Source organism: Nicoliella spurrieriana (assembly GCF_023380205.1).
Classification (GTDB): domain Bacteria; phylum Bacillota; class Bacilli; order Lactobacillales; family Lactobacillaceae; genus Nicoliella; species Nicoliella spurrieriana.
Genome location: NZ_CP093361.1, coordinates 611,451 through 638,449, shown reverse-complemented (window position 1 = coordinate 638,449; position 26,999 = coordinate 611,451). Strand labels below are relative to the sequence as shown.

Here is a 26,999-nt window from a genome sequence, read left to right as displayed (position 1 = left end):
TAAATCCCTTATTTTAAAATTAACGTTAAATGAATTTCACAAATTTCTTATTACTGGTAATGTACTTCCCGTTGCCAACACTAAAGCGGGTCAAGCCATGGTAGTTCACCACGTGACTAACGTGGAGCTTAGTCCCTGGCTTGTAGTATTGACCATTCTTATTGCTAAAGGCTAAGGTCGAATGAAGTCGAGCGCCCTTCGGATTAATGACCCGAACGGTATGACTATTAGCCCGTTTCATATCGGTCTTGCTGTAGTAAGCATTCACGATAAAGTGCCGGTTAGCAGTCAAGTACCCCTTGGTAACATGGTCAGCTAAGTGGCTCTTAACGGCATACCGAACCCGACCATTCTTCGCAATTACCATCTTCGTAATCTTGAATTCAGAAACCCGTTTTTGCGGTTTCTTAAGGTACCCACGAACCCGGTGATCAGTGGCAAAGTTAGCATTATTGTAAAGATAAATGTTTTGCGTGTTGTAGATATACTTAGGATGCTTTCTCAGCTTAGCGTTGAATGCGAGCTGGTAGCCATACTTATAACCAGCTGACTTGCCAGCAAGGGAACCAACTGCTAAGCGATCCCGGTTAGCGGCAGCCCGGCCCTTGGCAACTTCAGCCCGGTAAGCAGCTTGCCCTACTAGGTAGGCCTTTTCATAGTCAGCCCGATAGAGCGCCGTCTTGCCGGTAAAGTCAGTCTGCTTAGCCTTGTTCTTGTAACCATCGCGGTAACCATCATAACCACCCTGATAACTTGGTTGACTGAGGTAGTTAGCATTCTTCTTAACACTAGCCTTTGCATCCCTGACCCCTTGTTCATAGTAATCAGCAGCAGCGCTCGAATCAACAGCAGCACTTGAATCAACAGCTGATGGTTGGTGGGCGAAGATTAACTTCGCAGACTCAATAATCGTTTGATAATCACTGGCAGCCCGGCTAGCGGCTAGGCTAGCCACTGCCGTTGCAGACGCAACGACGGAGTTCGCACTGGCGACTTGACTAGCCGCTACGGCAGCAGCACTCGCTGCGGATGAAGCAGCAGCCGCATAACTATCACCGGACTCCTGATCACCACGCGCATAGGCAGCTGAGGCTGCAGCGTTTGCGATGTTGGCGGCACTGACGGCGTAGTTAGCATCCGTTGCCGCAAAGCGTGCCGCTGCAGCTGCGGAGTTTGCCACCGAGGTGGCTGAACTAGCAATCTGATTGGCAATCACGGCGTCAGCGGAGGCCGATGCGATCGTGTTGGCAGCAGAACTTGCTAACGAGGCGAAACTCCGCGTTGCTGAATCAGCATTCGGTAACATTGCCTGGCTGATCACTTGACTGGCCAATACCTGAGCCGAACTAGCGGGAGCGTAAGTGCCAGAAGTGCTGGATGAAGCAGCCACTGAGTATTGGTTGGCCTGGTTCAAGTCGGCATTCACAGCGCTAATGTTAGCTGAAGTCAAGCTATCAGCATTACTGGTAGCAGGCATGTATTGATCAGCCTTGTTCGACAAGTGGGTCACCCGATAAGCATTCGCATAGGCATCCCGCACTGCAGTCGAAGCACTCGCAGCCACTGAAGCAAGTGATTCCGTCAATGACTGGGCCGAACTAGCAACGCTGTTGGCTGAACTAGCAATGCTATTGGCAGCGGAAGCTTCACTATAGTATGAATTCCCAGCACTGTTGGCAGAGGATAACAGACTATTTAATGAACTAACTGCTGGATAATCTCCAGCACTCGCAGCCGAAGCAGCTTGACTAGCAAGCGCTGATGCAATCGATGCTTCCGAACTAGCCTGTTGGTTAGCCGAAGCCGCCATACTATTGGCAGCACTGGCAGCGCTCCGTGCACTTTGGGCCACGGAATTAGCGCTGCTAGCCCGTGAGGCAGCGGAGCTAGCGAAGACAGATGCGGTACTTGCCTGTTGTGCATAGCTTTGTGCACTACTGTTTTGTGGGGCGTTGGAAGCAAGGCTGTTAATGGCGCTGGTAACCGAATTAACCACGGCCGAGTTACTTTGCGCATTGTCATTATTAGCGCTCGCCACGTTTGCGTGGGCCGTAGTCGATGAGTTCGCTGAATCAGCCCCGCTAGCTTGGGAAGCGGTCTGGTTATTTTGATTAGCCGCATTCTTGGCAGCATCGGATGCAGCCTTTTCGGCAGCATCTTGGGCAGCAGCAGCGCTGGATGCCGCTGCATTGGCGGAGTTCGCAGCCGATAATGCAGCATTCGCAACGGCCGCATCGGACGCAGCTCTAACTGAAGCGCTCGAAGCCGATTGAACGGCAGTCGATGCGGTTTGACTATTTACCACCGCAGCACTGGCAGCCGAGCTAGCAAGCGAAGCCTGCGTTGACGCCACGACATTTGCGGAGCTTGCAGATGATTCATCCCCATCACTTGCGTAACTCTTGGCAGCACTAGCAGCACTCGCCGCAGCAGAACTGGCAGCGTTAGCCGCCGCATTCGATTGATCAGCAGCGGAGGCCGCATCAGACGCAGCTGACTTCGCCGATTGCGCTTGGGAATTGGCAATTGCCGCATCGGAGTTGGCAGCACTGGCAACGCTAGCAGCGGAAGTCGCTACACTCGCTGCTGAACTAACCACCTTATTTGCTGGGTAGTTCGCAAAGATGCTGTTTGCCTGTGAAGCAGCGTTAGAAGCCTTTGGTGCTGCATCAGCAGTTTGACTAGTGGAATCACTAGTTTGACTAGCGTACTTGGCTGCATTTGCGGAATCGGCACTAGCACCGCTAGCAGCACTGGATGCAACGGCACTCGTGGAACTAGCGACCGAATTAGCGGAATCAGCGCCAGCGTCAAACTGACTGCCGGCAGTGGCAGCAGCACTCGCTGCTGAATTAGCACTGGCAGCCTGACTAGCAGCGCTATTGGCAATCGATTGTGCAGCACTCGCTTGACTGGCTAATCCGGAAGTGGCACTGGCAGCAGCATTGGCATCCGAAGCCGCCTTAGAAGCAATTTGTTCTTGGGCGGCGGCGCTATCAGCAGCCAGTGCAGCGGAGGCCCTAGCGTCATCCCGTTGTGATTGTGGCAAACTCGGATCAGCAGCCATTGAAGCATAGCTCGAGGCGCTGGCGAGAGCAGACGAAGCAGCTTGTTGGGCCGAACTGACGGTCGTGGAAGCTGAACTAATGACTGCAGACGCACTTGCAACGGTCGAGTTCAATGCACTTGCCGAAGCTGAAGCACTCGATGCCACCGTTGAAGCGGATTGGGCAACGGAATTGGCACTTGAAATGATAACATTCTTAGGGTGCGCCGAACTTTGCGCAGCGGTCTCACTAGCAGCTACAGCAGCATTACTATTAGCAGAACTAGTGGCTTCAGCAGCTTGGTTCGTAACGTTGGACGTATCGTTTACACTTGCGCGATCACTGGTAACGTCATCGGCATGGCTGTTAGTAGCAGAATCCGCATTCGAAGCCCGTTTCTTACTTTGGTTTGCATCATAACTAGCGGCCCTGGATTGAGCATCGGAGGCAGCCGATGATGCAACGGAATTGGCAGAACTAGCAGCACTCAATGCATTGGTAGCGGTCTGTAAGGCACCGGCAGCAGTTAAACTAGCGCTAGAAGCAGCTTGATCAGCAACCTGGGCAATTGAATTTTGGGCACTAGCGGAGTTCGCAGCGGACTTGGCCTGACTATTCAAGGCATCCGCAGCGGAGCTATTACCTAGCACCGCAGCAGCTGATGCTTGACTAGCGTAACTAACCGCGTCGTTGGTTGCCGATTGAGCAGCTGCTCTGGCACTAGCAGCACTGGCAGAGGCAGAACTGGCAATGTTCGATGCATGATTTGCGTTCGAGCTAGCTTGACTAGCTGCAGAACTAGCATTATCCGCATCGGCAGCAGCACTGGCGGCCACCGAAGCATCACTAGATAGTTCGGCTTGAGTCGGTGCATCGACCTTATTTTCAGCGGCCAGCACGGAAGCAGCGACACTGGAAGCATCATGGGTATCACTAGCCTGTGAGCTAGTGAGCGATGCTAATGAAGCCACCTTCGATGCTGCTGAGTCCGTAGCACTGGCATTACTGGAAGTGGCGGTACTGTTGTTAATCGTGTTGTGATTTGCGCTATCAGCAGCACTGTTAGCAGCATTCGCTGAACTAGCAATGTCAGAGGCTTCACTGGTTTGTGAATTTTGCGTCTTAACGGCGGTATCTAATTCACTAGCAGCGGTACTTGCATCAGCAGCGGCCTTGGATGCAGCAGTAGAATCAGCATTAGCCCGGACAGCAGCACTCGCAGCCTGATCAGTAGCGGCCTTAACACTCATGGCGGCCGAAGCGGCATTCGAACTAGCAGTCACTGCGCTGGACGCAGCTGACTTAGCAGCATTCGCATAGCTATTGCCGGCAACGTAATTGTTAGCAGCATAGGCAATTGAAGCACTGATTGAGTCGGCATTGGCCTGGTCCGCAGCACTCTTCGCGAGTGCATTTTGGGCACTGACCGTAGCATTGGCAGCATCAGCAGCCGCCTTTGCAGCAGTCGCTTGACTGCTTGCGATGGCAGCATCGGCGGCGGCACTGGCGGCCGTCGTATTGGCTGAATTGATCTTAGCAACCGCTGCACTAACCGCACTATTGCTGCGGTAATCATTCGCCACTGAATTAGCAGATTGCGCAGTGCTACTTACGGCAGATGATGAATCATTAGCCCCACTATGGGCGGTGCTGGCACTCTTCGCATCACTAGCAGCGGATTGGGCGTTATCATTTGCATTCGAAGCACTGGTGTTCGCACCACTCGCCAGGTTTGCGGCCTCACTGTTGGCACTACTTGCGGTGCTATTACCAGTCGAGCTAGCCTGGGCTATTGAATTCATTAAGCTCGTTTGAACTTGTGCGGCAGCTGACGCAGCGGATTGGGTCGCACTCTTAGCACTGGATGCAGTTTGTGACTCAACAATTGCTTGGCTAGCAGCACTCGAAGCGGTACTAGTAAATGCAGACCCACTCGCAGCAGCTTGCGAAGCGGCACTGACTGCAGAATCAGCTAAGCTCGAATTCAAAGCGGCATTACTGCTATCCCCATTTTGCGCAAAGCTAGTGGCAGCATCAGCATAGGCCTTAGCAGCTGATGATGCACTGGCAGCAGCAACGTATTGACTAGCAGCCTGCTGAGCAGCACTGGCAGCATTCTTACTGTCCACAGCGGCATTGGAGGCTGCCGTTGAACCAGCAGCCGACGCCTTGGAACCAGCGGCAACGTACGTAGCAACTGAGTTAGCCGCACTGGCAGCTCCCGAATCAGTTGGGTTAAGTGAAGCAATGCTTGCAACGAACGAACTAGTGGAGCTCAATGCTGAGGTATCACTAGTCGTAGCATTTGCACTTGCATTTGCACTAGTAGCGGCAGCACTGGCAGCACTTTGTACCGGCGTAGCATCGTTTGCAGCCTTACTTGCAGCAGTAACGTATTGAGAAGCGTTCGATGCTGATACTTCAGCATTGGCAGCACTGGCAATGGCCTGACTGGTAGCAAGAGCATTGGCGGCCGCCGTTTGCGCAGTCGCAGCAGCGGAACTAGCTAATGATGAATCGGTTGCGGCCCGTTCGGATGCAGATTGCGCAGCACTAGCAGCGACGGAGGCGTTGCTTTGGGCAACCGAAGCATTGGCATTTGCAGCTTCAGCATCAGCAGCAGCCTTGGAGGCGGTAGCAGAAGCAGCAGAGTCGAATGGCTTCGTCTTAGCAGCACTGGCAGCCACCGAGTTCGCACTCGCAGCGGTATTCGCTGCGGCACTGGCAGCACTGGCAGCAGCATCCGCACTGGATTTAGCAGCACTGGCTTGACTAGTGGCGATCAAAGCATCGGCATTCGCAGAACTAGCGGCTGTATTGGCCTGACTAGCAATATTAGAAGCTGCTGAAATGGCCGGGTTGCTTGGGTACTTGGAAGCAAGCGAGTTCACAACGCTAGTTGCGGAGCTAGCCTGCCGATTGGCGCTGTCAGTTGGCGTAGCAGTTGATTGCGCCCCGCTGTTAGCCACTGAAGCCGTTGAAGCAAAGTTGCTGGTAGCGGATGCATTGGAATTAGCAGCGGAATCAGCGTTACTTGCCCGGTTGGAATTAGCAGTTGGGTCCAATGGATTTAATCCCGCGGCAATTGACTGGGCATCAGTTGCAGCGGAACTCTGCACGGCATTCGCAGAACTAGCCACGGTGGCGGCAGAGGCAGCTTGACTGGCAGCATTGGAGGCAGCGATTGCTGCACGATCAGCATCCGAGCGTGCACTAACGGCAGCGTTAGAAGCTGAAACTGCGGAGGCAGCTTGTTGCGCAGCCACTACGCTTGCGGAACTAGCGGTGGTATTATCACCCTTCGCAGCTGCACTGGAAGCGGCATCAGCAGCAGAGCGAGCGAGTGAAGCTGCAATTGAAGCAGCATTGCTGGCGGCGTTTGCACTGGTGATCGCATTTGAAGCTGCGGAGCTAGCAGCGTTAAAGTCACTAGCGGCACTGTTGACTACTGAGTTGGCGGAACTAGCAACGCTAGCAGCAGATGAAGCTACGCTTGCATCGCTATTAATTTGAGGATTATTAGCATGGCCACCCGCAGTGGCAATCGAGTTAGCAGCTGAAATGGCAGCACTTGCAGAAGTCGTCGCACTGGCAACGCTCGTAGCAGCGCTCGTGGCATTGCTGACCACTGATGAAGCACTGGTTACCCCAGCCTGATCAGAACCAGCGGCAGCGGTATTAGAGTCTGCAACCGACGCTGCACTAACGGCCTTCTTAGCATCATTTTCAGCACCATTGACGTACCCATCAGCGGCAGCAGCAGCGGAGGCTGCATTACTAAATGCTCCAGAAACGACCTGGGCAGCACTTGCAGCAACACTTGAAGCAGAAACGGCGGTGGAAGCAGCGGTCGAAGCCGTCACAACGGCAGCACTCGCAGCGCTGGAGTCTGACTGCGCCTTAGTGGCAGCAGAATTAGCATCAGTTGCGGCTTGGCTAGCCTGTCGTGCGTAGCGGTCCCCTTCGGTGGTGTTTCCAGCGGCATAGGCAGATGAAGCAGATGCAGAGGCATCTGAAGCCGTCGAAGCAGCGGACTTCGCCACTGAATCCTGCTTGCTTGCATCGTTAGCTGCGGAATCAGCAGTCGACTTCGCAGCAGCAGCCGTACTGTTAGCGTTTGAAGCAGCAGTATTGGCGGAGTTCACCACTGAATTAGCGGAGTTTGCACCCGAGTTGGCACTACTAATTACCGTATTGGTTGGGTATTGAGCAGCATAGCTATTGACTTGACCCGTCTCACTGTTGGCAACGCTAGTCGAACTTCCGGCACCGGTATTGGCATCGGAAGCCACCTTCGCATAGCCATCGGTGTTGGATGCATTTTGACTCGTGGAACTAACAATTGGTCCGGTAACCCCGGAAGCTGAGTTAGCCACACTAGCGGCACTCGATGCGGTGCTGTTACCAACACTGGCGGCACTATTTGGATCAGCCGGCTTAGCCGTATTCATCGCATTAGCGGTACTATCGGCAGCTGCAGCATCACTAGCGGCACTCGATGCAGCATTCGCAGCATTGGTGCCGGCAGTTACGGCATTAGATCCATCAACAGCAGCGGCTGAAGCGGCAGACGCAGCTTGGCTGATGACATCTGCTCCGGACTTGGCCCGCGCAGCAGCTGAGGCAGCAGCAGACGCAGCACTGGATGCCAATGCACTATTGCTGGTCTTTGCAGCGGAAGCCTCAACGGATGCAGCAGAACTATAGTCGGTATTAGCAGCATTAATGTCATTGTTTGCACTAGCAATTGCATTTGCAGCCGAATTAGCAACACTCGACGCACTGGATGCGGTCTGTGAAGCTGAACTAGCAACGCTTGAAGCTGACTTAGCAACGCTGGCGGCACTAGAAGCCTTCAAGGCCGCAGAAGCAATCGAGGCGTTGCCAGGGTTCAACGATGCAATGACTGAAGCATCTTGGGCGTCTAACCCAGCATTATTTGCAGCCGAGCTAGCAGTTGAACTAGCCGTACTCGTTTGGACTGAGTCACTCCCAGTAGCCGAACTAGCAACGCTCGTGGCACTGGAGGCACTCGTAGCCGTACTTTGGGCTGAAGAAACCGCGCTACTTGCGGAACTAGTGGTGCTATCGGCACTGGAAATCCCAGCGGCAATAACGCTCGTGGCCTGGCTAGCAGCAGCGGTAGCATCCCGGGCAGCATTCGAAGCAAGGGCTTGATCAGATGCAGCCCGTAATGCCGCACTGGTGGCCTTTTGGGCGGCAGAGTTAGCAGCATTCGAAGCCGCATAGGCACTACTTTGGGCTGCGGAAGCAGCAGACGCAGCAAATGAAGCCTGGTTAGCAAGGCTTATCGCAGCAGACCCATGCGCTGATTTAGCAGCATCAGCGTATGATGCGGCACTCGATGCAGCGTAGGAAGCCGCAGTGGAGGCAGCAATGGCACTAGCAGTGGCTGAATCTGCAGCGTTCTTAGCGCTGGTAGCATCAGCAGAAGCGCTAGTGGCATCAGCGGATGCCGAATTGGCCACTGAACTAGCGGAAGCGACCACCGAACTAGCGGAGGTAACGACCGGATTAGCACTGTTCAGGCCATTCAATGAATTGACAACCGTAACGGCAGAGTTAACGGCACTGGCGGCATCACTTGCTTGACTATTAGAAACGCTTGCTTGACTGGACTTCAATGAAGCATCATTGCCGTTATTGGCAGCAGATTGATTGGCCCCTTGTGCCGCTGTACTTGCGGCCTTCGCGGCATCAGCATCGTTATTAGCAACTGATGCATAACCGTCATCGGCTAACGAGTTGGCAGTGGAAGCCGCACTGGATGCGAGGCTGTTAGCAGCACTGGCAGCCGCATTCGCAGCGTCCATGCTAGTGGCAGCATTCGCAGCAGCGGTAGCAGCAGCGTTTCCATCGTCACGAGCCGCACTGGCAGCATTGGCTGCGGCCTTAGCACTTTCAGCCTCCTGGCTAGCGATGCTGGCCTGGCTGAATGCCGTTGATGGATCACCATTAGCAGCTGCGGATGAGGCGGCTTGGCTAGCTGATTGAGCGGCTGCGGCTGCGGAGTTGGCTGCAGAATTGGCACTAGCAGCAGTTGATGATGCTAAATTAGCCCGGTCCTTAGCGGATTGGATTGCTGAATTAGCACTAACGGCTGCTTGACTAGCATTAGCGGCATCAGTAGCCGCACTGGTGGCAACCGATGCAGCTGATTGCATCCCGGAATTGCCAGATGCAGAACTAGCGAGCGATTGGACATGGGTCGCGTTCGAATCAGTAGCACTGGCAGCGGAACTAGTGGAATTGAGGGTGTTGGATGCGCTCGAAGCTAACGCACTAACTGAAGCGGCCTTGGAAGCAGCATTGGCAGCGTCACTAGGGCCATTGGAAGTCCCACTAGCGTAACTAGTGGCTTCCGAAGCAGCACTCGATGCGACCGAACTACCGGAACTAGCGGTGGAATTAGCGTTCACTAATGCATTACTAATGGCAGTCGCACTGGCTTGAGCTGTTTGCGCAGCATTGACCGCATTACTTGCAATGGTTGAATCGGTAGCTGCCCGATCAGATGCAGATTTAGCGGCACTCGCAGCACTCGATGCACTCGATTCAGCACGATCGGCAGCTGAATTAGCAGCAGCGGCAGAGTCAGCAGCAGATGCGGCAGCATCAGAATCAAATGGTTGGGCGCTAGCGATTGATTTCACCGCAGCGTTGGCAGCGTTAGCTGAATCAACTGCTTGACTGGCTGCAGTCGAGGCTGCAACTGCGGATGAATTAGCAGCACTTGCCTGACTAGCCGCAATCGAAGCGTCAGCAGCAGCTGACGTTGCAGTCTGGCTAGCTGATTGGGCAGTCGAATTAGCATTAGCAATGGCTGAGTTATCAGAATGAGCACTCGCAATTGAGGCGACTGCAGATGCAGCGGAACTAGCGGCAATATTGGAGACGCTAGTTTGTGAACTCTGGCCCTGCGCACCGCTGTTCGCATCACTAGCAGTTTTAGCATAACTATTAGCATTTACCGAATGAGCAACGGTCGCATCCGTCGCTGAAGAAGCCCGATCAGAAGTCAGTTCGGCATTTGAAGAGTCGATGACCGCTGCTTGAGATTGCGCGGTTGAAGCAGCGGAACTGGCGGTTTGATTGGCGGCACTGGCGACACTGGCAGCGGATTCAGCAGCACTGGCAGCACTGGAAGCAGCACTCGATGCACTATCGGCCTTAGAACGGGCTGCACTGGCAATGCTAGCTGCGGAAACCGCGGAACTAGCCTGTTGGGATGCCACGGCACTAGCGGAAGCAGCAGTCGACCCATCTCCCTTTGCAGCAGCACTCGAAGCCACACTGGCGGCATTGGAAGCCGCATCCTTTGCAGCAGATGCATTTGCAGCGGCAGTATTCGCTGATGAGACCGCAGCCTTTGCATCCTGATTAGCAGCGGATGCAACGTTATTTTCAGAACTAGCAACGCTAGCCGCACTGGAAGTGACGCTAAACGCAGAACTAGCAACGCTAGCAGCAGATGAAACTACGGGATCCACATGCCCACTAGCGGCTGACGACGCAAGCGAATTGGCAATTGAAGCAGCGTCAGCGGCCTGACTAGTGGTCTGGTTAGCACTTGATGCGACACTTGATGCCACCGTTGCATCTGAAGCATCACTAGTGACTCCCGATGTAACTTGGTTAGCACTTGCGGCTTGTGAATTCGTCATTGAGGCAGCACTAGCAGCTTTACTTGCATCATTTGACGCACCGGATGCATACCCGTTTACCGTATTAGCCGTGCTAGCAGCATTTTCAACGGCACTGTTAACGGTGCTAGCGGCATTGGAAGCCACGTTAGATGCCGAGGCAGCAGTCGAGGCAGCATTGGAAGCGTCCACAACGGCTTGACTAGCTGCCGCCGAGTTCGTTTGGGCGCGATAAGCAGCGTTATTCGCATCGCTAGCAGCTTGACTAGCTTGGCGAGCATACTTATCACCATCATTATTATTGCCAGCCGCATAAGCAGCTGAAGCAGCTGACTTAGCAGCACTAGCAACGCTATTTGCGGAATTGGCAATCGAATTTTGTTGACTGGTATCACTAGCAATTGAATCCGCAGTTGATTTAGCAGCCTGAGCAACGCTGTTCGCACTTGAAGCAACTGAATTAGCGGAGTTTGCGACCGAGTTGGCGGAGCTAGCTACGGATGCATCGTTAGCAATTGCTGAATTTTGTGGATATTGAGATGCATAACTACTTGCCTTGGTATTCCCATCGTTGGCAATGCTAGTGGAACTCCCCGCCCCACTCTTAGCATCGTTGGCATCACTAGTGATCTTAGCGTAACTATCAGTATTCGATGCATCAGCACTGGCAGCGCTACTTAACGGTGCGGTCGTGCTTGCAGCGGAACTAGTATCATCAGCGGCACTCGAGGCCGTACTATTCCCGGCACTAATCTGGGCCGAATTTGCGGATGATGCAGCACTACTTAATGCACTCGCCGTTTTATCCGCAGCACTAGCGATTCCAGCGTAAGAATTTGCATCACTATTGGCATTGGAAGCAGTTACAGCAGCTGAAGAAGCAGTATTGGATGCGGAAGCAGCTTGGCTAGCCGCAGCACTTGCCACGTTGGCGCCGGATTGGGCACGGACAGCGGCGGAAGCGGCAGCACTTGCAGCACTGGCCGCAGCAGCACTGTTGTTATCCTTAGCGGCAGCGGCAGCAGCAGCAGATGCTGAAGCATAGGCGCTATTAGCAGCACTCACGTCAGCGTTAGCACTGGCCGCGATTGAATTAGCACTGGCCGCAGTGGAGGAAGCGCTAGAAGCAGCTTTTGAAGCCGTCGATGCAATGCTGGCAGCTGATTGAGCAGCACTAGCGGCACTATTGGCTTGACTAGCGGCCGATGCAATTGCCGAATTATTCGGGTTCGCAGATGCGATTGAATTAGCATCTTGACCATCTAAGTTCGCACTATTGGCAGCGGAACTAGCGGCTGAGTTAAGTGCACTGGCCTGTGATGACGATGCATTGGCAGATTGATTAGCATCCTGCGCACCACTAGCCACACTTGAGGCGGTATTCGATGCGGCAGGAACAGCACTCCCAGCAGAACTAACCGTGCTATTAGCGCTGGAAATCCCGGCTGAAATGGCACTAGATGCTTGTGAGGTAGCATTTGAAGCTACTTGAGCAGCACTGGAAGCGGTTGATTGATCATCAGCAGCCCGTTGGGCAGCACTGGTGGCCTTTTGAGCTGCTGAATTGGCAGCATTGGAAGCATCGTTAGCACTTGAGAGCGCATTTGATGCCACCGCAGCAGCGGAACTGGCTTGACTCGCGAGGCTAGCAGCAGCATCCGGCGTTTGCGCTGATTTAGCAGCAGCGGCATATGAACTAGCGGCAACAGTAGCATCACTGGCAGCCTTGTCAGCAGCACTGGCGCTAGCAACTGCACTGTCAGCGGCACTCTTGGCACTCGCGGCATCACTGCTTGCACTCGTCGCGTCAGCAGAAGCGGAAGCCGCCACTGAATTAGCAGAACTAACCACTACACTGGCGGAAGCAACGACTGGGTTTGCAGCGTTATTGCTGTTCAAGCTACTAATGGCTGAATTAGCGGAGCTAGCTGATTGAGCCGCGGTGCTAGCCTGACTGGAAGCAGTATTAGCCTGGTCAGATTTAGTCGCAGCGTTACTGCCGTTGCTGGATGCAGAATCATGGGCGGAAGCAACGGAATGATTGGTCGTAGCAGCACTCGTAGCAGCACTATCAGCATTGGATTGGTATACGCTAGTGGCCACACTGTTGACGACTGAATTGGCACTACTTGCCACTGAATTAGCACTACTTGCGATGCTAGATTGACTAGCTACGACCGCAGAAGCACTGTCGGCATCAGAAGCGGCCTTCGATGCATCAGCATTTGCATCGGAAGCATCGTTAGCAGCGCTGGTGGCAACTGAAGCTGCGGATGAGGCAACAACTGCCTCAGATGAAGCAGCAGTAGAATTACCGGCGGTCGCATAGCTACTTACGGCATTCGATGCAGAACTAGCAGCCGCAGCGGCAGAACTAGCGACCGCATTTGCAGACGATGCCTTCGCATTATCACTGTCGGCACGTGACTTAGCTGATTGAGCAGCTTGGTTAGCTGCATCAGCCTTAGTGGATGCGGTGCTAGCAACCGATGATGCGGAATCAATGGCTGAACTAGCGCTGGAAATGTCCTGGTTACTTGGAATCGCAGAAGCTAGTGAACTGGCGTTGCTGGAATATGAATGCGTTGAGTTAGCAGCAGTACTCGTCGCTGAATTATTTGACGCCGCATTAGAAGCAACTACACTGGCAGAACTAGCGTGCGAAGCGGTGTTAGACGCATCTGCAGACCCGTTGGAAGAACCGGTCGCAGCATTCGAAGCATTCGCAGAAGCAGTATTAGCCCCGGAAGCAGCCGAACTAGCTTGGCTATTGTATACCTTTGAGGCGGCTTCGGAAGCAGCTTCACTGGCAACCTTAGCAGCACTATCAATTGCTGAAGAGGCACTAGTAGCACTGACAACGGCAGTCGAGCCAATTGAAGCCTCGTTACTGGCAGCAGAACTGGCTGATTCAGCAATCGATTTATCTTGATCGGCCTTTGATTGAGCAGCGGAAGCCGTAGCAGCAGCGGAAGCGGCCGTTGAATTATCCCCCTGCTCAGCAGCAGACTTGGCTGCAGATGCCGCGGATGAAGCAATTGAACTTTGCGTATTTGCATCCGCAGCGGCAGATGCAGCCGTTGAGGCATGGGAACTAGCAGCCGAACTAGCTGAATTAGCAGTACTGGATGCATTCGACATATCACTAGTGGCGGATTGAGCAGCACTCAAAGCAGATGAAGTTAGGGATGCAGCACTCGAAACATCAGCATTAGACTGGGGCAGGCTATTAATCACATTATGAGCAGCATCAAACGAAGTCATCGACTGACTAGCCTGACTTGATAACGAATTTGCGGTGCTTGAAGATTCATTCGTGGCAGTCGATGCCTGATCCGCACCACTCGAGGCATTGGAAGCAGCCTGATTGGCATCACTCGCAGCAGTGGAGGCATCACTCGCAGCACTTGAAGCGTTGCTAGTATACGAACTACCACCGCTAACGGCGGCACTAGCAGCCGAAACCGCGGAATTAGCATCCGAAACCGCATTTGAAATTGAGACTGAATCAACCGATGCACGGTAACTAGCAGACGATGCCTTTGAGGCCTCTGATTCAGCACTATTCCGCGCTGCAGATGCATCATTGGCAGCATTTGATGCAGCAATGGCAGCGGAACTAGCTTGGGTATTAGCTGTAACAGCAGAATCCGTATTGCCGGCATTAGCGGCAGAACTGGCAATGGATGCAGCCGAACTAGCAACGGATGCATCTGCACTAGCTTTGGATGCATATGAGCCAGCAGCCGAACTAGCTGAATTAGCAGTACTGGATGCATTCGACATATCATCTGCAGCCGAACTGACAGTCCCGGAAGCACTATTCACCACACTATTGGCACTTTTTACATATGAATTACTAGAATAGGAACTCATGAGGCTATTAATTGAAGTTTGCACACTGGTCATTGAATCCTTGGTTTGATCTGCACTGCTTGCAGTCTGGTGCGTTTGACTCGAGAAACTACCGGCAGCACTCGATGCACTAATTGCACCGCTACTAGCACCAGAAGCATCGTTACCAGCTTGACTAGCCTGATTAGATGCATCATTAGCATGACTAGTTGCTTCATTCTTAGCACTATTTCCCTGATTAATAACTCCATTAATTTCATTCATTGCACTTTGCGCAGACTTATTCGCATCCGCAACAATGGATGCATATGAAGCTACTGCATTCGATGCACTCGATGCATTGGATTCAGCAGTTGAAGCAGCTGATTGAGCAGCTAAAGCTGACTGAGCAGCAATATTAGCCGAACTAGCAGCGTCACTAGCAGAATTAGCGGCAGCTAATGCATCAGCCTGGTCGCCTTTTTCAGCAGCGGAACTAGCGACGACAGAAGCAGAATTCGCTACACTGGCCGCTAAACTAGCAGCAATGTTTGCACTGGCAGCGGAAGCACTAGCAGCATCCGCACTACTTTTTGCTGACTGGGCAATTGTATTAGCCGATGAAGCAGCGCTAGCAGCTGAACTAGCGGTAGAAGCAGCAGAATTAATGACGCTTGAGCCACTACTAATTGCTGAATTGGTCGGATTGCTTTTAGCGGCTTCACTGGCTTGGGTCCTTGCATTGTTAATCGCGTTAGAATCATTCTGTGCACCTGTATTACTAGTGTTTGCTTCGGATGCGTAAGAGCTAGTTAAATAGGCATGGGAAGATGCATTCACCGATGCTGAAGAAACGGTACTGGATGCACTGGAAGCCCCACTAGCAGCTATTGACGCGACGGACGAAGCACTTTCGGCCACGGACTTAGCAGAAGAAGCAACACTGTTAGTATGACTAGTGGCAGTTGATTGAGCCTTATTATAAGCGGAAGCAGCAGCATCATAGGCAACACTAGCAGACTTGACATTAGCAGAGACAATTAACTCTGCTGATGAAACTAAAGCAGCATAACTAGTGGTACTGGATGCGTACATCGCTAGACTAGCACCAGCACCCTCAGCGTTTGACCTAGCAACTGCCGCCCGCGACGCAGCATCACGAGCAGAATCACTACTGCCTAACGAAGCATAGCTCTGGGCCGCAATAGCTTGACTCTGAGCATCACTAGCGTATGAGCTTGCAGCTGCGTAGTAACTCTTAGCATTACTATTCGCCTGATCAGCAGCTGCCCGATATGATTGCGCAACAATATTGGCGGATGAGCCAGCAGATGATGCTGACGACATCGTTGAAGATGCAGAATTAGCAGTGCTTCTGAACCCATTGAAATCAGCGCTATCGGGATAAACATTAGCAATACTGATAACTGCAGCTGCTTGACTACTAGTAAATGAAGCGTTTGAAGAAATATAACTATTTCCGCTATCTGCAACCGATGCATTTGAGCTTGCATTGGAACTTGACAAGCTATTCATCAGTGAACTTAACGTAAATGCATACGATGCAGCAGCGCTTTCATCGTTAATTGCCTGTGCTGCAGCACTGGTTCCCTTTACGTTAAGTGAATCAACACTAGATGATAAACTTAATGCAACCGCAGCAGCTGAAACCGCTGTTGAAGCGGCATTCGATGCAGCCGTACTAATGGATCCCTGGACTGATGCAACTGTAGATTGTGGCGATAAACTAGCAGCACTACTGAAGGCTGTAGTTGCACTAGCGGTTGCTACAGCAGCAGAGCTGGCAGCCGAAGACGCAGCAAAAGCTGCAGCAATGGCTGAACTAACTGCTGATGCTGCTGAACTGGCGATTGATGATTGAATTTTAGCATCAGCACTGTATGAATTAATGGCACTGGATGCTGAAGAAACCGCTGATGATAAGCTAGAATAATCACTCTTAGCGTTCGAATCACTGCTTTGTGATTGGGCAGAACTAAGCAGTGATTGGGCAACACTACTTAGTGATTGCGCAACCCCACTGTAATTATTTACAACGGATGATGCTGACGAAGCCACACTGGAATAAGAGGTCGCAGCACTAGCCACCGAAGCAGCCGCAGTCGCGTATGAAGCAGCGCTACTGTTAGCCGTTTGGGCGGATGTGTTGTACTTCCCGGTTTGGTCTATAACCATCACATTTTGGGTAATCGTCCCACTAACGGTAGAGGTATTATTAGTAATCGGTAAGGTCGCAGGGTTATGCGAAACATTCGTAATACTGGTATTACTACCATTATTTTGAATTTGAGTGCTACTGTTAGTAACTTGGTATTGAGCAGTCACAATTACGTTAGTGGGGGCAGAACTAACCGCATTAATGGGATGATTGTAACTATACGTGTAAACCCCATTCCCCTGACTAGTAAATGCAGACACTGGAATCGCAGTTGTATAAGCATTCCGGTAATCACTATCGCCACCGGTGCTAACTGCTTGATCCGGGTCTTTTAACATCCCTTTACTATCAGTCGTAGTGTTCGAAGCATTATCACCAGCTGCTGGTTTTTCATCCGTTCCATTGGTTTGAACCCGGACGTAAACGTAGCCGTCGGTGCTATCAACGTTATTCAATTGAATTTGGGCATTGACGTCAAATTTAGATGCAGCACTATTATCACTTGATAATGCAGGCGTCCCGTTCAAAAAGACGGTTGGGACGGCATGGAATGCTAAATATTGGGACTTAGCGTTATCAAAATTATTAATGTCAGGATCAGCAATTAGACTTCCGTTTTGGTCATAAACCTGAAGGACATTCCCACTACTACCATTAATTTTAACTAGGTATTGAGACTTTTTATCGGTATTATTATCAACTTGCCCTTGAACCGCATAGGCATAAATTGGAGTGGTGTTAAAGAAGTTCCCAACCCCCGTGCCACCAGCGTCGTTATTAAGGCCGTTCTTACTAAATACGACGTTGGTTCCGGGGTTATTAATGGTAACCGCACTTTGGTAGTTCTTTAAAAGGGTTAGGCCACTATTAGTCGTTTGCCCATCAGTATAGATTGCCATATTCCCACGGTTTTGGATATTAATATTAGCGTTCGTAACCGTTACCATGTTGCCACCAAAACCAGCGAATCCTGAACCAGCACCGTGAACATTAAATGATCCACCATTTTGGACATTTAAGGACCCCTTAATCCAAAGTGGGTCCCCATCAGATGGAGCGTTATTATAGGTAACGTTCATCGTTCCACCGTTGATGTTAACGTAACCGGAGTTAACCATTGCATCGGCTTGGTTATCACGGGGAATAATGTTCAACGTGGCACCTTGGTTAATCGTGGCACCCCCACCGGTGATGGCAAGCCCTTCATTCCCAGTTTGGCCGCTCCGGTTGAAACTACCAGCATTTTCACCACCTCTTCCACCAGGTAGAAGGGTCATGGTAGATCCCTGATCAAGCTTTAGGCTCCCCCCTAATTCAATTACGTTTCCATCCTGGGTTTGACCGGTATAAGTGGAACCAGGCAGAAGTTCCAAATTGTTAATTTGCATGTTTTGCTGGTTATAGTTATCAGTTCTGCGACTCCCCCAAACACTGGAATATTGACCCTCACTAACAACATACACGTCACCAGAAATATAAACGTTCGGTACATTTGGTCCGTAGAATAATTGCGAGCCTTCATAGTTTAAATTTTTATACGTTAGGCTTCCTTGGTTAGAACTATACATATTAACTTGTCCATAAATATTAGTTCCGTACATTTTAGCAAAATTCTCTAGCGTCAAGTTAACATTAACCGGATTATTATGCATCGTGGTCAAATCTACAACGTGATTTTGGCCATTAATGGTGATGAAAGTCCCAGTTCCACTTGGAGTCGCAGAGTTACTACCACTGGTGCTTTGCATATCCTTTGTAATCCGTAATTCTGTATGTTTATTGTTAATGCTACCAGAAGATAAATAACTATCCATCATCCCTGGCTTAGCAGCAAAGTAGATATAAGTGGTGGTACCAGTGGCATCTACATATCCATTGTTAACCTTATTAGCAACATCATTATATCCATAGGTATAACTAGTAGTATTAGTCCCCGTTAACTTGTTAACGGATGTAAAGCTACCAGTATTTTCATTATTAATTGCAGCTTGAGCCCCGTTATATGCCTGAATATAAGGATTATTAGTATTCGTTTGGGTATTTAGAACCGTAAAGTCACCCTTACTATCAGTCCCATTCCACCGGCCACTTTCAGCATCGTAGGCTCCTTGCCGGCTAAGAAAATAATCAATTCCATAGTTATATGTCAATAGTTGGGTCGGCGCGTTAGTATTTACTCCACCGCCCGTGACAGTTCCAGCAGTCCCTTGTTGGACATCGTTACCAGAAGAAGCTTCAGCACTATCACTAGGTGAATTGACCACTTGAGCTGAATTATTTCGATTAACTGATCCGCTTGCGTAATTAGTATTACCACCAATTCCATTCGAACCGTAAATTGCAGATCCAGATTGGGTCCCAGCGCTGGAATTCAACGAATTGTACTTATTGTAACCATCAATCGTCGCATTATAACCATTCGTATAGTAAGCGTTACTGGTCGTGTATGAAGTGGATGAATCAGCAGACTTAAGATCGTCAGGATGCAACGAATTCCACGCCGCAACCGCACCAGCGTTAGCAGCGTAGTAGGCGTTCAATCCTTCAGTGTAGCCACTAGTGGCTCCTGCAGAGGCGGTCTTCCCAGCTAACGCAGCGGCGGAAGCAGCAGCAAAACCAGCACTAAATGCTGAACTGTAGGCACTATAAGCCATGCTAGCAGCTGAAATTGCAGCCACAATTGCGGAATCACTATTACTGTTAGTGTACGATGAGCCAGCACTAAGGGCGGCATAGGCAGCTGAAGAAACCGCACTGACCTCACTGGAAGTTGCGGAAGAACTACCATTAGTATCATTGCCCATTCGGTTACTGATCCCATCATCATCATCGTCTGCATCTAACGTCATCACCCCAGCTGCAGATGCTAGGTATTCAGCAACCCCTTGGTTGAAGTTAGAGTCAGCGCTACTAGGGGCTGAAGTCCCCGCCGCAGCTGCAGAAACGGCCGCAGCAAACCCAGCGCTAATTGCAGCACTGGCAGCAGAACTGTTGACACTGCTACTATCACTAGTGGATGAACTCGCGGCACTACTGCTGCCACTGCCACTGTTAGCATCACTTGAAGTGCTACTCCCCGTTGAGGCACTACTACTCCCTGTCGAAGCACTACTGCTACCACTATTGGCATCGCTCGAAGCGCTACTACTGGTTGAAGTACTACTGCTGCCACTGTTGGCATCGTTAGAAGCGCTACTGCTACCACTATCGGCAGTGCTCGAAGCACTACTACTCCCAGAGTTTGTGGTGGAACTACTACCAGCACCAGTAGTGGTCGAATCAGCTGCAGATGAAGTCCCAGCCGATGCACCACTGGTCACGTCAGTAGTGTTCGTAGTAAGTGAATTCCCAGTCGTTAGATTCGAACTAGTTGTGCCAGAATCAGTAGTCGTAGTCGTATTCTCACTAACATTCGTCCCTGAGCTATTATTTCCACTAGTCGAACTCTGATCACCATCACTAGTCGAACTACCGTAGTTCGCACTAGCATTAGCAGTGATTTTATTTTCACTAAGCGTTGCACCTCCACCCAGTAAGGCTAACATGGACAGCGATACCACTACCCATTGTTTTTTTACTTTGCGGAGGACTTTTTTGTCTTTAATCTTATTAAATCTCGATTTGTTATAGAGCATATTAAGTCGGTCCCCTTTTCGTGCGTTCACATGATTAATGTTTATATACTGTGTATAGTGTACCATTTTTAAATTTAATTAGCATGAAAATAACTATTATTTTATAAACAAAAAATCAGGACATCAAACCGACTTTTCAATCTCGATTTGATGTCCTGATTTAATTATTCACATTAAATAAATTTAACGAATTTCTTGTTGCCGGTAATGTAATTTCCATGACCAACACTAAACCGGGTCATTCCATGATGATTAACTACGTGGTTGACATGGAGCTTAGTTCCAGCCCGGTAGTACTTACCGTTTTTATTATTGAACGTCTTGGTCGAATGGAGCCGGACCCCCTTCGGATTGATGATCCGAACGGTATGGCGATTGGCCCGCTTCATATCCGCCCTGCTGTAGTAAGCATTGGTAATGAAGCGCCGGTTAGCGGTCAAATACCCCCTCGTCACATTAGCTGACAAGTGGCTCTTGACGTAGTAACGCACCCGACCGTGCTTTTCAACTACCATCTTAGTAATCTTAAATTCAGCAACCCGCTTCCGTGGTTGTTTAGCATACCCCTTAATCCGGGTCTCAGTCCCAAAGCGCGCATTAGTGTACAGGTATACGTTTTGGGTGTTGTAGATATACTGAGGATGCTTTTTCAACTGCGCGTTGAACTCACGGGCATAACCATACTTGTAGCCAGCAGATTTTCCGGATAGTGAACCAGCGGCAAGGCTAGCCCGCTTAGCAGCAGCCCGGCCCTTTGCAACCTGGGCCCGGTAAGCAGCTTGTCCAGCTTGATAAGCTTTCGCATAGTCAGCCTTGTAAACGGCGGTCTTGCCAGTGAAGTTCGTCTGCCGAACCCGATTCTTGTAGCCATCACGGTAGCCATCAAAACCACCCTGATAACTTGGGGAGCTAAGGTAACTAGCGGCCTTATGGTGGCCAGCCTTCGCATCACTAACTCCCCGGTCGTAGTAATCAGCGGCACTACTATCATTGGTATTGGCACTGTTACTCGTTGGTTGCTGGGCAAAAATCAGCTTAGCGGCCGCAATGATCGTTGCATAATCACTAGCAGCCCGACTTGCAGCGGAACTGGCGATTGCTGTTTCAGCAGCAACGACTGAATCAGCACTGGCAACCTGGCTGGCGGCACGATTAGCAACGCTAGCGGCACTGGCAGCTGTAGAAGCATAACTATCGCCATCAGCTTGATCCCCATTCGCATATGCATTCGAAGCCGCAGCATTCGCATTAGCAGCAGCGCTGTAAGCAGCATTCGCAACTCCAGCAGCAGAGTTAGCAATGGCAGCCGCAGCATTGGCAGCCGCAGTGGCCGAACTAGCCTGGCTGTTGGCAATCACCGCATCGGCAGATGCAGCTGCAATCGTGTTAGCAGCAGAACTGGCAATCGAAGCAAAGCTACGCATTGCAGGCGTTGCGTTTGATTGGGCGGCCATCATAACAGCTTGACTCGCAAGTTGTTGGGCTGAACTAGCTGGGGTCGCCCCATTTGAAGTGCTGGTTGAAGCCGCAACGGAATATTGGTTAGCCAAGTTCGCAGTGGCATTGACCGAATTAATGTTACTGCTTGCCACGCTAGCGGCCTGACTCGCAGCGGGGATGAAATGACTAGCCCCGTTGGATAAATGGGTCACCCGGTAGGTGTTCAAATAGTCACTTTGGGCCCGATTAGCGGCACTAGTAACCACCGCAGTCAACGACTGGGTCAATGCTTCAGCGGAACTTGCGGCACTATTCGCAGCACTAGCGGCGCTGTTTGCAGCAACCGCCTGACTGTAATCCAAGTTATTAGCACTGTTGGCTGACGAAAGCAGGCTACCGAGCGAGTTGACCGCTGAGAAGTCCCCGGCACTAGCCGCGTTGGACATTTGACTAGCTAATGAGGACGCCATTGAAGCTTCTGCACTGGCATTTTGTTTTGCAACAGCCGCCTGTGAATTATCAGCACTAGCGGCATTGCGAGCACTTTGGGCAACTGAATTAGCACTACTTGCCTGACTGGCAACCGAACTAGCGATTACAGCGGCCGTGCTTGCGTCACGCGCATAGCTTTGCGCACTGGTGTTTTGGGGTGCATTCGTTGCTAGGCTATTAGCAGCAGCAGCGGCTGATTGCGCTGCAGCAGCCATGTTTTGAATTGCTACGGCATTCGAATCGGTAGCATTGGCATGGTCATTGGCTGAGCTGTTCGCAGCTTGGGCGCTGTTGGCCTGGCCAGCAGTCTGATCGGTGTGGGATGAAGCATTCTTAACGGTATCCTCAGCCGCCTTGGTCGCAGCATCCTGAGCAGATGCAGCCATCGAGGCAGTCGCATTGGCTGAATTAGCCGTTGATGCGGCAGCACTGGCGTTGGCAGCGTCGCTAGCTGCTCTAACTGAAGCGCTAGCTGCAGATTGGACTGCCGTTGACGCGGTTTGACTGGCAACCACTGCGGAACTGGCAGCGGAACTGGCGGTCGAGGCCTGTTGTGAGGCTAATGCATTAGCACTTTGGGCGGCAGCTTGATCCCCATCATTAGCATAGCTCTGTGCTGCTGAAGCGGCACTGGCAGCTGCGCTGTTTGCACCACTGGCAGTTGAATTAGCCTGATCAGCAGCATGGGCAGCGCTGCTGGCAACATCCCTAGCTGATTGCGCCTGGGTATTTGCAACTTGTGCATCGGCATTCGCAGCACTCGTCACTCCGGCAGCTGAACTAGCAACACTCGCAGCGGATTGGACCTGGATGTTGTTTGGATAGTTAGCAGCAACTTGGTTGGCCTGGCTAGCCGCAGTGGAGGCCGCGGTGTTATCACCACTAGCACTACTGGTTGAATCACCGGCTTGACTAGCATAACTAGCCGCTAGGGTGGCAGCGGAATTGGTGCCACTCGTAGCACGGTTAGCTAAATCATTGGCTTGTGCCGCGTGGTTTGCATTCGACGAAGCACCGGTAGCCGTATCGGATAATGCTTGCACAGCGGAACTAGCATTGGCCTGTGCAGTCTTTGCACCCGCAGCCGCAGAACTAGCTAATGATGCATCGATTGCAGCCCGATCGGATGCCGATTGAGCAGCAACGGCCGCACTGGAAGCATTGCTTTGCGCCGTTGAGGCAGCAGCATTGGCTGATTCGGCAGCCTGAGCAGCACTCACAGCAATTGCAGAAGCACTCGCGTTAAATGGCTTGGCCTGTGCAGCACTGGCAGCCGCAGCATTAGCAGCGTTTGCAGCGGAAACGGCAGTGGTGGCTGCATCCTTTGCGGATTGCGCAGTGGCGTTAACCCCACTGGCTTGGCTGGCGGCAATTGAGGCATCGTTTGCAGCGGAACTAGCGGCAGCGGTGGCTTGACTAGCCGTGTTGGATGCGGCAGCAATTGCGGAATTCTTTGGATACCTAGTTGCCATTGCGTTCACAGCACTCGTGGCCGAAGCCGTCTGTTGATTGGAAGTATCAGCGTTTGACGAACTAACGGTGGCATCCTGATTAGCACTGGCAGCAACGCTTGCAGCACTGGCAGCAGCATCCGCATTTGACTGGGCAGCTGAGGCTGCATTGTGGGCCCGCGCAGAATTAGCGGTCGGATCCGTTGGATTCAAATTAGCAGCCTGTGATTGGGCGTCGTTAACGGCGGCACTTGTCACCGCATTGGCTGAACTAGCAACGAAAGCGGCAGATGCAGCTTTGCTAGCGGCTTTTGATGCAGCATCAGTAGCCGTATTAGCACGAGCACGGGCACTAACAGCGGCATCTGATGCACCCATCGCAGTGGCCGCTTGTTCAGAAGCAACAACGCTGGCGGAACTTGCGGCGGAGTCATTCCCCGTTGCAGCATAACTAGCAGCAGCATTGGCGGCAGACTGCGCGTTAGTGGCAGCGGTATCGGCAGTTGAACTGGCAGCATTTGCACTCGCAATTGCCACACTTGCAGAAGAACTTGCGGCATTAAAGTCTGAAGTAGCGGAACTGACGGTGGCATTTGCACCACTGGCAACCAAAGCAGCTGATTTAGCAACGCTGGCATCACTTGCGATTTGAGGATCATTAGCGTGCCCACCGGCACTGGCAATCGAGTCAGCCGATGAAATTGCAGCACTCGCAGCACTGACCGCACTCGCAACACTGGTGGCAGTGCTCCCGGCAGAACTAACCACCGAGGAAGCGCTGGTGACCCCTGATTGATTCGAACTAGTGGCAGCAACGTTGGAGTTGGCCACCGAAGCGGCGCTGGAAGCCCGCTTAGCATCATTGGCAGCTCCATTGGTGTACCCATCAGCAGCCTGTGCGGCGGCTGAAGCCGCGCTAAAGGCGCTGGCTACATCATTGGCTGCCGACTTAGCAACCGCACTAGCGGAAGTGGCGGTAAAAGCAGCACTCGATGCAGTGACCGCAGCAGCACTAGCGGTCTTGGCGTCCGCTTGAGCCTGAATAGCTGCAGCACTCGCATTTGCAGCGGCTTGACTGGCTTGTCGTGCAAAGTGGTTCCCGGCGGTGGTGTTCCCAGCGGCATATGCAGATGATGCAGCCTGTTGAGCAGCACTAACGGTACTGGTTGCTGATTGGGCAACCGAATTTTGTTGACTAGCATCGGCAGCTGCGGAGTCAGCGGCTGATTTAGCATTGGCGGCAGCACTGTTGGCACCAGCGGCGGTGGAAGCAGCGGAACTCACCACTGCGTTCGCAGAAGTAGCCACTGAAGCAGCGCTACTGATGACCGTGTTGCTTGGTGCTTGTTGAGCAGCCTGATTGGCGAAACTGGTGTCTTGGTTCGCTAAGCTAGCCGAATCGTTCGCCCCATCATTAGCATCCGAAGCCACCTTGGCATCATGATCGGTATTCGCTGCATCCAAACTGGTCGAACTAGCGATTGGCCCGGTCACTGAAGCAGCGGAGCTAGCCGCACTGACAGCACTAGCTGCGGTGCTGTTCCCGGCATTCGCAGCGGAAGTTGGATCCACTGGTGTCGGATTCAGCGAATTAGCGGCACTGTCGGCGGCAGCCGCATCACTCGCAGCAGCACTGGCGGCACTGGCAGCCTGATTGCCAGCAGCAGTGGCACTTGCCCCGGCGCTGGCGGCATCATTGGCAGCGGTCATTGCTGAATTAGCAACACTGGCAGCCGATTGAGCCCGGTTCGCAGCGGCAGCGGCAACTGCAGCAGCACTAGCGGCGGCAGAACGGTTACCATCCTTAGCGGCAGCAGCTTCAGCGCTCGCAGCGGCAGCATAATCCTGATTAGCAGATTGAATATCATTATTGGCACTTGCAACCTTCGCAGCGGCAGAACTAGCAACACTGGAAGCGCTGGAAGCGCTTTGGTGCGCAGCACTGGCAACGCTAGCTGCCGAACTAGCAAGACTTGCAGCCCGGGAGGCCTTCGTTGCTGCAGAGGCAATTGATGAATTACCAGGGTTGGCAGCTGCGATCGAAGCAACATCCTGTGAAGCTAGGTTAGCGCTATCGAAAGCGGCACTGGCGGTGGAATTAGCGCTGCTCGTTTGAGCGGAAGCACCGTTGGTTGCCCCACTGGCAACATTGGCAGTGCTAGTCGCAGTGGAACCATTTGCAACTGCAGATGCAGTCACCGAACCTGCGGAACTAGTGGTCCCATCGGCACTCGCAATTCCAGCGGCAACTTCGCTGCTAGCAGCACTGGCGACACTAGTCGCATCATTGGCAGCATTCGATGCCAGGGCTTGATCAGAAGCAGCCCGCAATGCAGCGCTCGTAGCCTTTTGGGCCGCAGCGTTGGCGGCATTCGATGCCGAATTAGCGTTGGCGGAAGCCGCAGCAGCTTCATTTGCGGCAGAGGCAGCTTGACTAGCTAACCGCACGGCAGCAGAACCATGGGCTAAATTAGCAGCAGTGGCATACGAGTTGGCCTTAAAGGCTGCGTTTGAAGCCAATTGATCAGCAGCATTCGCACTTGCAGTCGCACTATCAGCGGCATTCTTTGCACTGTTAGCGTCTGAAGATGCCAACGTTGCGTCAGCAGAAGCTGAATTAGCGACCGAGCTAGCGGAGGCCACCACTGAACTAGCGGCGGCAACTACTGAATCGGCCCCATTCAGACTATTCAACGAATTAACGGTTGTAACAGCAGTGTTGACCGCGCCAGTCGCCACACTCGCCTGGCTGGATGAAACGCTCGCTTGACTGGACTTCACCGAAGCGTCGTTGCCGTTATTACCGGCAGCAGCGGTGTTAATATCAGCGCTAACACTGGCGGAGTTCGCAGTCGAAGCAGCAGTTTGTGCAGCAGCAGTGTTACCAGCATCCGCCATTGAATTAGCGGTGGCAGTAGCACTAGCGGCTACCCGCCCATCCGAAGCCAATGCTTGGTTCGCTGAATCAAGACTCTTGGCAGCAGCGTCCGCATCGTTGGCGGCAGCAGAACCGTCAGCATTGGCAGCACTAGCAGCGTTAGCAGCACTGCTTGCCTTAGCGGCAGCTTGACTAGCAACGCTGGCTTGGCTGTAAGCAGTTGATGGATCACCATTAGCAGCGGCAGTCGAAGCGGCAACGCTCGCAGAAGCAGCCTCAGCAGCAGCGGCAGTGGCAACTGAGTTAGCACTAGTGGCAGTTGAGGAAGCGTTCGTCGTCCGAACACTTGCTGATTGCAATGCAGCACTAGCGCTGGTGG

2 protein-coding genes are annotated in these 26,999 nt (G+C 52.1%); both read right to left on the bottom strand.

What is annotated here, in order from left to right; genetic code table 11:
* Positions 1 to 25: 25 nt before the first annotated feature.
* Complete coding sequence (locus MOO44_RS04330) at positions 26 to 20,269, bottom strand: DUF5776 domain-containing protein (protein WP_260117189.1); 20,244 nt, start codon at positions 20,267 to 20,269, stop codon at positions 26 to 28.
* Positions 20,270 to 20,532: 263 nt separating this feature from the next.
* A complete protein-coding gene (locus MOO44_RS04325; RefSeq protein ID WP_260117188.1) occupies positions 20,533 to 26,979 on the bottom strand; it encodes a DUF5776 domain-containing protein in 6,447 nt (2,148 codons plus the stop codon).
* Positions 26,980 to 26,999: the final 20 nt, after the last annotated feature.

Excerpts from the sequence above, each read along its gene's own strand:
- MOO44_RS04330 (WP_260117189.1), bottom strand. The coding sequence starts at position 20,269 with ATGTTAGCCTTACTGGGTGGAGGTGCAACGCTTAGTGAAAATAAAATC.